The following is a 12,120-nucleotide window of genomic DNA, read 5'->3' as shown; positions in this document are numbered from 1 at the left end:
ACACGCGTGTGACGGCGCTAATCATTAATAATTTAAAACTGTTTTAAAACAGAACGCCCGGGCGAAACCCGGGCGTTGAACCTGCACGCTCTTGCGCCACGCAAATAAGAGCAAGCGCGTGAAAGCCGTAGGCGGTTTAGATTTTGCCTACAAGATCCAGTGAAGGTGCGAGCGTTTCTTCGCCTTCTTTCCATTTGGCCGGGCATACTTCGTTCGGGTTGGCACGAACGTATTGAGCGGCTTTCACTTTACGCAGTAGCTCTTCGGCGTTACGGCCGATATTGCCAGCGTTGATTTCTACAATTTGGATTTTACCGTCTGGGTCGACAACGAATGTGCCGCGCTCAGCAAGACCCGCGTCTTCAATCAAGACTTCGAAGTTACGTGAAATCCGTAGCGTCGGATCGGCGATCATTGGGTACTGCAGCTTGCCGATGGTCTCTGAGCTGTCGTGCCATGCTTTGTGAGTGAAGTGGGTATCGGTTGAAACGCTGTAGATCTCAACGCCCAGCTTTTTGAACTCGGCATAGTGATCGGCCAAATCGCCCAGCTCAGTGGGGCAAACAAAGGTAAAATCGGCCGGGTAGAAGAAGAAAATAGACCACTGGCCTTGCAGATCCGCTTCAGTCACATCGACGAATTCGCCATTCAGGTAAGCAGTGGCTTTAAACGGTTTTACTTCAGTGTTGATCAAGGACATTCAGATAATCTCCAGTTGTCATGAGTGAAGGGTTCATAAAGTAGTGCTAATGCTAACGGCTAGCGACTAATGTCTAAAATTAAAAAAAGCCATCCAGCCAATAGCATTGCCCTATTGGCGTACTACAAAAACCTATTTTGCTAGCTACTTAATGGGGTCGGTAGGGCAAAATACAAGAATTTTTCACATTGGCTTGCGGTAGGCGTCACTGCACCGCAAAATTCGCACGTTCAGTATTATGGCCTACGCTATTGTTAGCCGCTGAGGGCTGTTGCCGGCAGCAGCAGGGCGCACTTGGTATGAAGACCCTTGGCAAAACATTTGGCTGAATTGTTTAGTGAATGCTGAATTGTTTAATGACTAGTTGAGACAACAGGAGCAGTGATAATGGGGAACATCCACAAACTTTCCGCGGCCGTTGCGGCTATCTCATTCGTCGCAGCGGCTAGCGCTGCCCAAGCCGAAGAGGTGCGGGTATTTAACTGGTCAGACTACATTGCCCCGGAAACGCTGGAAAAATTTACCGAGCGCACCGGCATTGAAGTGACTTATGACGTTTATGACAGCAATGAAATTTTGGATGCTGCACTGCTCGCCGGGCGTTCCGGCTACGATGTAGTAGTACCTTCTACCTACTATTTCACCCGCCAAGTGAAAGCCGGTGTTTTTCAGCCGCTTAACCATGAGCTGCTGCCCAATTTAGATAACCTTAACCCCAAACTGATGGCCAACCTGGAAACCATCGACGCCGGTAGCGAATACTCGGTTCCTTATATGTGGGGCACTAATGGGATCGGCTATAACGTTGACCGGGTAAAAGAAATTTTGGGTGATGATGCGCCGGTAGATAGCTGGGCACTACTGTTTGATCCTGAAATAACCGCCGCATTGAGCGAAGCGGGCTGCGGCTTGTCGATGCTGGACTCTGCCGATGAAATGCTTTCGCCCGCCATGGCTTACCTGGGTTTAGACCCCCTGAGTGAAAATCTGGACGATATTGAAGCGGCTGGCGAACTGATTGCCGACGTTCGCGACGACATGACCTATTTTCACTCTTCTCGCTATGTGTCCGATCTGGCGAATGGTGATATCTGCGTAGCCGCTGGCTATTCCGGTGATGTATTCCAGGCCGCTGATCGTGCCGAAGAAGCTGGGCGTGATTTCTCCATCGCTTATAGCATTCCTAAAGAAGGCGCTGCCCTCTGGTTCGATATGATGGCAGTGCCCGCCGATGCGCCGAATACTGAAAACGCTCACGCCTTTATCAACTTTATCCTCGACCCGGAAATCGCCGCTGAAATTACCGAGTACGTGCGTTATGCCAATCCTAACGCGGCAGCCGATGAGTACCTCTCTGATGAAATTATCAATGATCCGGCTATTTACCCGGAAACCGAGGTCATGCAAAACCTATACGTGCAGGCTGAAAAGCCTCAAGATGTGCTGCGTGCACGTACGCGCATTTGGAACCGCGTAAAGTCTGGTCGTTAAACCGACATTTATCCGACGGCGAGTCTGGGGTTAATTCTCTATGGCTCGCTGCTCATCTTTTTTAATGCCCGGATTGCCGGGCCTTTTGATGGGAGTGGCGAATGGTCACTACGCCCCTGTCGAACGAGCCTTCATCTGCTTCGCCAATCACTCCTTCTTCGTCACGACCCCAGGGCAAAACCCCGCGGTTTGCTGAAGATGTGGTGCTGGAAGTGAAACGTTTAAGCAAACGGTTTGATGATGCGCTGGCGGTGGATGATGTCAATTTGCAGGTTAAGCGCGGGGAAATTTTCGCGCTATTGGGTGGTTCCGGGTCAGGTAAATCAACCCTGCTGAGGATGTTGGCGGGCTTTGAGACGCCCTCCGAAGGCCGTATTTTATTAGACGGTGAAAATATCACCGCTATGCCTCCGCACAAGCGGCCTATCAATATGATGTTCCAGTCCTATGCGCTATTTCCGCATATGACGGTGGCGCAGAATATTGCCTTTGGCTTAAAGCAGGATAAGCTCCCCAAAGCGGATATCGACGCTCGCGTCGCGCAAATGTTGAAACTGGTGCATATGGAGCGCTTTGCCAAGCGCAAGCCGCATCAGCTCTCTGGCGGCCAGCGCCAGCGAGTAGCATTGGCCCGTTCGCTGGCCAAGCGGCCTAAGCTGTTACTGTTAGACGAGCCCATGGGCGCATTGGATAAAAAGCTGCGCACTGAAATGCAGCTTGAAGTGGTTGAGATCATCGAGCAGGTGGGGGTGACCTGCATTATGGTCACCCACGACCAGGAAGAGGCGATGACCATGGCCGACCGTGTGGCGATCATGGCCGATGGCTGGATCGAGCAAATAGGTTCGCCGATCGATATTTATGAAAGCCCTGTGAGCCGCATGGTGGCGGAATTCGTCGGCACGGTGAATCTTTTTGAAGGCGAAATTATCGAAGACGCTGCCGACCACTGCCGTATCGCCGCTCCCGCGCTCGAGCGGCCCATCTATATTGACCACGGTATTACCACACAAGCGTCGAATCGGCGGGTTTGGGTCGCACTGCGCCCTGAGAAGATTTGGCTCACTCGTGAAAAGCCCACTACGGAGTACAACTGGGCGGCTGGCAAGGTGGATGATATTGCTTATTTAGGCGGTTTCTCGCTCTACTACGTGCGCACCCAATCGGGCCAAATCATTAAAGTCAGTATGGCCAATACCGAGCGTCGCGGTGATCGACCCACCTGGGAAGACAGTGTGTATGTCTACTGGGAAGATCACAGTACGATTGTTTTGAACCGCTAGCGTCTTGAGCTGCTAACGCTTTGAATTGCGATAGTGATGCATTCCTTACCGCGAGGAGACTGCCTTTAATGAAGTTATCTCGTTCTTCAGCACTGCTCAAACGCTTGCAGCTGGGGCGCCGAGCAGTGATCGCGTTTCCGCTCGTGTGGCTGACGCTGTTTTTTTTACTGCCCTTTGCGCTGGTGCTCAAAATCAGCCTTTCCGAAGCGGCGATTGCGATTCCGCCCTATGGCCCGCTGCTTGAGTACGCCGATCAGACGCTGCATGTCTTTCTTAATCTGGGTAATTATCTCTTTCTGCTCTCAGATTCGTTGTACATCGCCGCCTATTGGGGCTCGGTGAAAACGGCGTTTATTGCCACGCTGGCCTGTTTGTTGCTCGGTTACCCGATGGCGTATGCCATGGCCCGGGCACCGGCCCGCTGGCAGTTGCTGTTACTGCTGTTGGTCATGTTGCCCTCATGGACGTCGTTTTTGATTCGTGTCTATGCCTGGATGGGAATTCTAAGCAACAGTGGGTTAATCAATAACCTGTTGATAGGGATTGGCCTGATTGATTCTCCGCTGCGCATGATGAATACCCAGTTCTCAGTGACTATTGGCATTGTTTACGCCTACTTGCCGTTCATGGTACTGCCGCTATATGCCCACTTAACACGCATGGATAACTCGTTGCTAGAGGCCGCTGCAGATCTTGGCTCGCGCAAGCTCAATACCTTTATCAAAGTCACCTTGCCGCTCTCTACGGGCGGCATCGTGGCCGGTTCGATGCTGGTGTTCATTCCTGCGGTAGGGGAGTTTGTGATTCCTGAACTGCTGGGTGGTCCCGACACGTTAATGATCGGCAAAGTGCTGTGGGAGGAGTTCTTCCTTAACCGCGACTGGCCGGTGGCGTCGGCGCTGGCGATGGTAATGCTACTGCTTTTACTGGTGCCGATTGTCTGGTTTCATCGTTACCAGTCCAAGGAGCTTGAATAATGAGCATGCGACGGCCGAACTTCTCGACGGTCATGCTGGTGCTTGGTCTGCTATTTCTTTACCTGCCGATGTTTGTGCTGGTGGTGTATTCGTTTAACGCATCGAAGCTGGTCACGGTGTGGGCGGGGTTCTCCACCCAGTGGTACGGCGAGCTGTTTCGAGATCAGCAGATTTTGTCGGCGGTGTGGACAAGCCTACGCATCGCGTTTTTCGCTGCCAGCATGGCGGTTTGCCTTGGCACCGTGGCAGCCTTTGTAATGACGCGCTATGGCCACTTCCGAGGCAAAACGGCGCTATCGAGTATGGTCACGGCGCCGCTGGTAATGCCCGAAGTCATCACCGGTCTTTCGCTACTGCTGCTATTTGTGCAGATGGCGCAGATTACCGGCTGGCCAGCCGACCGGGGCATGGCGACCATTTGGATTGCCCACACCACTTTTTGCAGTGCCTATGTAGCGGTCGTGGTGGCTGCGCGACTGCGGGAAGTGGATCACTCCATTGAAGAGGCCGCCATGGATTTGGGCTCACCTCCAGTGAAAACCTTCTTCTCTATCACGCTGCCGATCATTACCCCCGCGTTGGCAGCAGGCTGGCTGCTGGCGTTTACCCTCTCCCTGGATGACCTTGTGATCGCCAGCTTTGTTTCCGGCCCAGGGGCCAATACGCTGCCGATGGTGGTGTTTTCGTCGGTGCGCATGGGGGTGTCGCCGAAGATTAATGCGCTTGCTACATTGATTATCCTAACGGTATCGCTGGCGACACTGTTGGCGTGGTTTTTCATGCGGCGTAATGAGACCCGGCGGAAGGCTGCTCTACGAGACGTTTAGATCAAGCTATAGCACATCGTCGTCGCGCCCAGCGACGACGCTTTCAAGTTCTCCGCTCATCGGTGAGACGATGATCTGAAGCTGGACGGGCGCGCAGCATTGATGGCAATCCTCCCAGGTATCGTGACTGCCTTGTGACGTATCAATCAGGAAGGTCAGCGGCGAATCGCAGTAGGGGCAGTGGAAGTCATAATTGACCAGGGCGTCGTCTTGCATTGTTGGCTACCTTGTATAGCGGATGCGCTAAATCAGTTTCTTACCCCTTGAGTGTAGCAGTGTGATCCTCGGGTAGGGCATCGTGGGGTTGAATCAGGTAGGATATCCCAGGATTTAAGTTCCCAAAGCAACGCAGCGAGAGTAGCGATGATGTTACGTAACATGGCAGTAGCGGCCCTAGTGGCCTTTCCGATGGTCGCGTTGGCTGAAACCCCCAATGTCACCGCTGGTGAGTGGGAGTTTGTGAGCAAAACCAGCGTCACCGGCGAAATGGAAATTCCGGATCAAACGGAAACCGAGCGCCAGTGTATTAGTCAGGAAGAGCTTGAGGGAGCTGAATTTGGCTTCATCGAGGAAGAGGAAGGCTGTGAACTGCTCGACCAGGAGCTGAATGCAGACGGTCTAAGCTACAGCATGGTGTGTCGCGCTGAGGGTGGTGAAGCCACCATCGATGGCGAAATGCGTTTTATGGGCGAGCGTATCGAAGGCAGCGTCGATATCCTTACCCAGTCACCCATGGGTGAACTCAGCATGAATACCGTGATTGAAGGCGAGTACCTTGGCGAGTGTGAGTAATTACTGCCTCTTAGTTAATAATTAATTTGTTAATAACTAACCGGTAGCTCACCAAAAGGGCGTCCCATTGGGGCGCCCTTTTGGTTTGTCGTTTTATGAATCTGGTGCGCTTCCTGGCGCGTTAGCAATTTCCTCCTCCAACTGCCGCTTAACTGCACCTGGCGAACCCGTGTGACGCGCGAGTAGATCGTATGCGACGGGCACGACAAACAGCGTAAACAGCGTGGCCGAGCCGACGCCCGCCATAATTACTGTGCCGATCACCAGGCGCGACTCAGCCCCCGGCCCTGTCGAGACAATCAGCGGTATGGCGCCGGCCATGGTGGTCACGGCGGTCATTAAGATAGGTCTTAAGCGCGTCACAGAGGCTTCAATCAACGCCGCACGAAAGGCTTTACCCTCGTCGCGCAGCTGGTTGGCAAACTCGACAATTAGAATGCCGTTTTTCGCCGCCAGCCCAATCAACAGCACCAAGCCAACTTGGCTGTAGATATTAAGCGACTGACCGCTTAGCAGCAGGGCGAGGAGCGCGCCGCTCATTGCGAGTGGCACCGTGAGCATAATCACAAAGGGATGGATCAGGCTCTCGAACTGCGCTGCCAGCACCAAAAAGACCACTAGCGCGCCCAGTATCAGCAGGAACGCGGTGGCGCCGCTGGCCTCTTGGAAATCCCGTGAGGCGCCTGCCAAATTGGTTTGTGTTTCTTCCGGCAGTAGCTCCGCGGCGCTCTGCTCTAAGTAGGCCAAGGCTTCGCCGAGAGGGTAGCTATCCGCCAGATTGGCTTCAATGGTAATCGCCCGTATACGGTCAAAGCGATTCAGGGTGCTGGCGCCAGCAAAGTCGGAGAGTGTGACCAGGCTGGCCAGGGGGATCAGCTCACCTGTGCGAGCAGATCGCACCTGAATGTTATCCAACGCCCTGGGGCTGTTTTGGCTGCCGCGGTCACCTTCCAAAATGACGTCGTACTCTTCACCGTGATCCACGTAGCGAGTGACGTTACGGCCACCTAACAGCACTTCAAGCGTTCTGCCGATCTCGGTAACCGTAACACCCAGCGAAGCAGCGCGCTCGTAGTCAATGTCGACTCTTAGCTGCGGCTGGGTTTCGTTGTAATTGCTCTCCAGTGCCATCAAGCGCGGGTTGTTTTCACGCACATGATCGATCAGCGTATCCCGCCAGCGGGCAAGCTCTTCGTAAGTCCCACCACCCAGCACAAACTGCACCGGCTTTTGGGTACGCTGCCCAAACCCCTGGCGCATTACCGGGAAGGCTTGTACTCCTGGCAAAGTACGCAGCTTTTCGCGTACTTCGCCCATGATCTCCCAGGCACTGCGTCGACTGCCCCAGTCGGCCATATTGACGATAATAAAGCCGCTATTGAAGTTCTCGATGTTGCCGTAGCCACGAGGGGCGCGAACGACGACGCGCTCCAGCTCACCGCTCTCTACCAATGGTGTCATCCGCGCTTCGATCTCATCCATATAGTCCATCATGTAGTCGAAGGTGGCGCCTTCAGGGCCATTCACTAATACGATAAAGTTACCGCGATCCTCCTGAGGCGTGTATTCGTTGGGCAGTACCGTGGCCAGCCAGGCGGTGGCTCCAATCAGCAATACAAACGCCGCGACCACCAGCCAGCGCATTTTGAGCATCCACTCTAACGTGGCCTGATAGCGGCGTTGAGTGCCGCTGAGAAGCCACTGCACGGCTTTGCCAATCCGGCTATCGTGCATGCCCGGCTTAAGAATTTTAGACGCCATCATCGGCGTAAGCGTCAGTGCCAGCAGCGTAGAGACGACTACTGCGGCGGCCATAGTCAGCGCGAACTCGGAAAATAGTCGGCCAATATCGCCTTGCAACATGCTGAGCGGCAGGAAAACCGCCACCAACACCAGGGTGGTGGCGATAACGGCAAAAGCGATTTGCCGGGTACCGCGAAAGGCGGCGACTAGCGGTGTCTCGCCGTAGTCGTGCATTCGCCGGTTTATATTTTCAAGCACGACGATGGCATCATCGACAATCAGGCCGATCGCCAGCACCAGCGCCAGCAGCGTTAGTAGGTTGATTGAGAAATTCATTGCGGCCAGAGCAGTAAAGGCGCCAATAACGGCTATCGGAACGGTTACCGCGGGCACCAGAGTGGTGCGCAAATTGCCCAAAAACATAAAGATCACCACCACCACCAAGCCCATGGCGATAAACAGCGTCATAACGACCTGCTCAATCGCCCCGGAGACGAACAGCGAGGCATCGTAGTTAAGGCTCAGTGACATCCCTTCTGGTAGCGTACCTTGCAGGCGTTCAAGTTCGACCTGAACGGCTTCGGAGAGCTCTATGACGTTGGCCGTCGACTGCATGATCATACCCAGGCCGACCATGGGGATGCCGTTAGAGCGGAAGACAGAACGATCCTCCACAGCGCCGACTTCTACTCTTGCTACGTCAGCAAGGCGCACCAGATAGCCGTTTAACTCTTGGTTTTGAGGAGAGCTGAGGGCGAGACGCTGAAAATCTTCGGCGCTGGCAAAACTGCGGGGAAGGCGGACAATAAACTGCCGGTCTTCGGATTCAAGCGAGCCTGCCGGTAGCTCTACGTTCTCTGCCCTTAGTGCGTCTTCGATATCGCTAACGGTGAGTCCCCGTGCGGCCAAGGCATTGCGATCCAGCCACACGCGCATGGCGTAGTCACTGCCGCCGCCGACACGCACCCGTGCTACCCCTGGCTGAACGGAAAGGCTGTCGACCAGAAAGCGGTTAGCGTAGTCGGTCAGCTCGGTGATGGAGTAGTCTTCGCCGGAAAGGCTTAGCCACACCACTATCTCTTCGCTGCTATCGGCTTTGGTGACCTCTGGGTTGTCAGCGTCGTCGGGTAGGTTGCGCAGCGCGCCGGAGATACGGTCGCGAATGTCATTGGCGGCGGCATTAATATCCATATCGATGCCAAATTCGATTTCGATCTGAGAGCGACCATCCTCGCTTTGCGAGGTAATCAGCTCAATGCCTTCAACGCCTGCAATGCGGTCTTCTAATACCTGGGTAATCCGTGTTTCGACGACGCTTGCCGAGGCGCCGGGGTAGCGGGTATCGATGGTGACCACTGGCGGGTCGATGGTGGGGTACTCTTGTAGCGGCAGACGATTGAGCGCCAGTAGGCCAAAGGCAATAATCAGCGCCGCGATCACCATCGCCAATACCGGTCGCTGTACAGAGATATCCGATAAACGCATTAGCGGTCGGCCTCCAACAGCGCTCGTATACCGGTCTCGTCATCAGCGATCCCAATTAACCTGGCTTCCTGCCCATCACGGGCTAGCTGTAGGCCATGAAAGACAATTAAATCGTTGGCGGCGAGTCCCTCGAGAATTTCCACCTCGCCATTGCGACGCTCGCCAATCGCTACTTCGCGACGTGCCAAGCGTGTGCTGCCTTCACTCTGTTCAATTAACATCACGAAGTGACGGTCACCGCTAGGCTCTATGGCCGCCTCAGGGATAACCACCGTATCGCGTACGCGCTGTTGAACGATCACTTCCATCAGCATGCCAGGGCGCAGGCGGCCATCGGTATTCTCGAGATCAGCGCGGACGCTTACGCTGCGCGTGACTGGATCCACCCGTATGCCGATGGTGGCAATTTCACCGCTAAAGAGGGCGTCAGGGTAAGCGGCAGTCGTGGCGTTGAGCATCAAGCCTGGCGAGAGGCGGCCAAGAAATACTTCGGGAACGCTGAAATCGAGCTGCATAACATCCAATTTATCGAGCGTCACCAGATCCATGCCTGGGGTGACCAGGGCGCCAACACTGATATTGCGAAAGCCGACACGGCCACTAAAGGGGGCTTTTATCTGGTAATTGGCCAACTCCGCTTCAATCGCTTGTATATCGGCATCTGCCTGACGCAGTCGTGATTGGCTATCTTCTACATCGGCCCGGGCCGCCAGGTTGCGTTCTTGTAGCTGGGAAGCGCGATTTGAAGCGTTGCGCCGCTCTTCGCGAAGTGCCTGGGACGCCCTCAACTGCGCCTGCTCTTCGGCATCCTCCAGACGAATAAGCAGTTGCCCCTCTTCGACCTGCTCGCCGTCACGGAAATTGATCTCGGCAACGATGTCCGTGACGGTAGTCGATAGCGTGACGCTCTCATCGGCACGAAGGGTACCCAAGGCTTCTAGTGGATCCGACCAGGTTGTCACGATCGCGCGGGTGCCGATGACTGATGGCGCTGATTGGGCCAACGCCACGCAGGAAAGTAGAAGGGTGAGAGGCACGAGTGTGAGTCGCAACAGCCGTCGTCGGTGGAAGGGCAAAAGCATAGGGTTCTCAGCGTTAGATAATATTTATACAATTATTGTATAGGGTAATTTGGCTATATAATAATTTTTAAGTGCGACCCTGTTAGAATGCCTGCCTTTTACGGCGGGAGTCGCCCTCAATATGAGCTGTTCATTATGATCTATGACGTTGTCATCATCGGTGCTGGCGCCGCTGGTTTAATGTGCGCAGCCCAAGCGGGCTATGCCGGAAAACGGGTCTTAGTGCTTGATCATGCTAACAAAGCGGGCAAGAAGATTCTCATGTCCGGGGGCGGCCGCTGCAACTTTACCAATCTTGGCACAACGCCACAGCACTTTTACTCTTCAAATCCTTACTTTTGTATTTCGGCGCTCAAACGTTACCGCCCTGAGCACTTTGTTGAGCTGGTAGAGCGCCATGGCGTTGAACATGTTGAGAAAACGCCGGGTCAGCTATTCTGTGCAACCTCGGCTAAAGATATTGTCCATACGCTACTGACCGAGTGTGAATGGGCCGGGGCTGAAATCAGGCTCAGCACCCAGGTTACCCGCGTGGAGCAACAGGGCAGTGCCATGCGGCTAACGACTTCGATAGGTAAAATCGATGCCGGGGTGGTCGTCATCGCGAGCGGTGGGCTTTCCATTCCGAGCATGGGCGCGACAGGGTTTGGCTACGACATAGCCCGCCAATTTGGTCTAGAGGTATTCGCTACGCGACCCGGGCTGGTGCCGTTTACCTTAAGCGATACTTGGAAAGCGCGCGCAGCTGAGCTCTCTGGTTTGAGTGTACCAGTGGCCGTTAGTGCTGGCAGTCGCCGCTTTGTGGATCCTATGCTGTTTACCCATCGTGGCTTGTCTGGGCCGGCGATGCTGCAGATATCCAGCGTTTGGCAGCCAGGGGAGAGCATTAATATTGATCTGCTGCCCAATGAAAACGTGGCGGAATCGCTGCGCTATGCACGCCAAGAGACGCCTAAGCGTCAGCTCTCGACATGGCTTGGCGAACGCTTCCCGAAACGCTTCGCGCAAGCACTGCTGGAGTGGTATCCCGACCATGACTTGGCGCAGCCCCTGGCTCAGTATGCTAATGCTGCACTGGATGAGTGGGCGCAAAGACTCAACGCCTGGCAACTGAAGCCAGCGGGAACAGAAGGTTGGCGTACTGCAGAGGTGACCATGGGCGGGGTCAATACCGATGCGATTTCGTCCAAAACCTTTGAGGTTAAAGGCTTGCCGCAGTTGCGCTTTATCGGAGAAGTATTAGATGTAACGGGAGAGTTAGGCGGGTATAACTTTCAGTGGGCGTGGGCGAGCGGCGTCGCCTGCGGGCAGTCCTGCTAGGCTTTGCCTGAAAACTAGCTGCGCTTGACCATACGTCGTTAAAAATGGCTATTCGTTAGCTTATGCAGGTTGACTAGTCTTTAGCCATCATCAGACCCACTATTCAGGCTAATATCACTAAGTAAGCTGTATATTGTAGGAGGCCGCTTCCAGCGGGCGAAGGGTGCCCTATAGGCACCCCTTAGTTCCATAAGGCTGAGAGCTATTGTGGGAGGCCGCTTCAGCGGGCGAAGGGTGCTGCAAGCACCCCTTAGCTTCATCATGCTGGTAGCCTGAACATTCGCGAGCTAAAGCTCCCTCCCACCGGAGCTACTATCAAGCTGGTGGTGGAAGGCCGCTTTAGCGGCGGTTCGACACTTCGACGAAGGGTGCCCTAGTCACCCCTTAGTTCCATAAGGCTGAGAGCTTGAGTGGTCGCGA

At 54.4% G+C, this 12,120-nt stretch carries 10 protein-coding genes; 6 read left to right on the top strand and 4 right to left on the bottom strand.

Annotated elements, in window-relative coordinates:
- Positions 1-136: 136 nt before the first annotated feature.
- Positions 137-700, bottom strand: coding sequence for an alkyl hydroperoxide reductase subunit C (gene ahpC / locus SR894_RS12995; protein WP_064233589.1), 564 nt, complete (start codon positions 698-700; stop codon positions 137-139).
- Positions 701-1,087: 387 nt separating this feature from the next.
- On the opposite strand from ahpC, the gene SR894_RS12990 reads away from it, so the two are divergent.
- From SR894_RS12990 to SR894_RS12975, 4 genes are all read left to right on the top strand, one after another.
- Positions 1,088-2,191, top strand: a complete 1,104-nt coding sequence (locus SR894_RS12990) for a polyamine ABC transporter substrate-binding protein (protein ID WP_133732801.1) — start codon at positions 1,088-1,090, stop codon at positions 2,189-2,191.
- A 101-nt stretch (positions 2,192-2,292) separates the two neighbouring features.
- Positions 2,293-3,474, top strand: coding sequence for an ABC transporter ATP-binding protein (locus SR894_RS12985; protein ID WP_133732800.1), 1,182 nt, complete (start codon positions 2,293-2,295; stop codon positions 3,472-3,474).
- A gap of 68 nt (positions 3,475-3,542) precedes the next feature.
- A complete protein-coding gene (locus tag SR894_RS12980; RefSeq protein ID WP_133732799.1) occupies positions 3,543-4,451 on the top strand; it encodes an ABC transporter permease subunit in 909 nt (302 codons plus the stop codon).
- The gene (locus SR894_RS12975) at positions 4,451-5,278 is read left to right on the top strand and encodes an ABC transporter permease subunit (protein ID WP_133732798.1); all 828 of its coding nucleotides are present in this window, start codon (positions 4,451-4,453) and stop codon (positions 5,276-5,278) included. The genes SR894_RS12980 and SR894_RS12975 overlap by 1 nt, the downstream gene beginning before the upstream one ends.
- Positions 5,279-5,284: 6 nt before the next feature.
- On the opposite strand, the gene SR894_RS12970 is transcribed toward SR894_RS12975, so the two are convergent.
- Positions 5,285-5,494 (bottom strand): zinc ribbon domain-containing protein, encoded by a 210-nt coding sequence (locus SR894_RS12970; protein WP_133732797.1) that lies wholly within the window; start codon positions 5,492-5,494, stop codon positions 5,285-5,287.
- Positions 5,495-5,641: 147 nt separating this feature from the next.
- Here SR894_RS12970 and SR894_RS12965 point away from each other — a divergent pair, with 147 nt between their 5' ends.
- Positions 5,642-6,070 carry a DUF3617 domain-containing protein gene (locus SR894_RS12965; protein WP_022522778.1) on the top strand — a complete coding sequence of 143 codons (429 nt, stop codon included), beginning with the start codon at positions 5,642-5,644 and terminating at the stop codon, positions 6,068-6,070.
- 93 nt (positions 6,071-6,163) lie between these two features.
- On the opposite strand, the gene SR894_RS12960 is transcribed toward SR894_RS12965, so the two are convergent.
- Together SR894_RS12960 and SR894_RS12955 are read right to left on the bottom strand one after the other, a co-directional pair.
- Positions 6,164-9,298: an efflux RND transporter permease subunit gene (locus tag SR894_RS12960; RefSeq protein ID WP_133732796.1), complete on the bottom strand. Its 3,135-nt coding sequence runs from the start codon at positions 9,296-9,298 to the stop codon at positions 6,164-6,166.
- A complete protein-coding gene (locus tag SR894_RS12955) occupies positions 9,298-10,380 on the bottom strand; it encodes an efflux RND transporter periplasmic adaptor subunit (protein ID WP_133732795.1) in 1,083 nt (360 codons plus the stop codon). Before SR894_RS12955 ends, SR894_RS12960 begins: the two co-directional genes overlap by 1 nt.
- Before the next feature lie 135 nt (positions 10,381-10,515).
- Here SR894_RS12955 and SR894_RS12950 point away from each other — a divergent pair, with 135 nt between their 5' ends.
- Entirely contained in the window at positions 10,516-11,700 is a 1,185-nt protein-coding gene (locus tag SR894_RS12950) for a BaiN/RdsA family NAD(P)/FAD-dependent oxidoreductase (RefSeq protein ID WP_133732794.1), read from the top strand.
- Positions 11,701-12,120: the final 420 nt, after the last annotated feature.

The sequence above is a fragment of the Vreelandella neptunia genome (genome assembly GCF_034479615.1).
In the GTDB taxonomy this organism is placed as follows: Bacteria; Pseudomonadota; Gammaproteobacteria; order Pseudomonadales; family Halomonadaceae; genus Vreelandella; species Vreelandella neptunia.
Note: the sequence above shows the minus strand (reverse complement) of the source record. Positions and strands in the feature narration are given on the sequence as shown.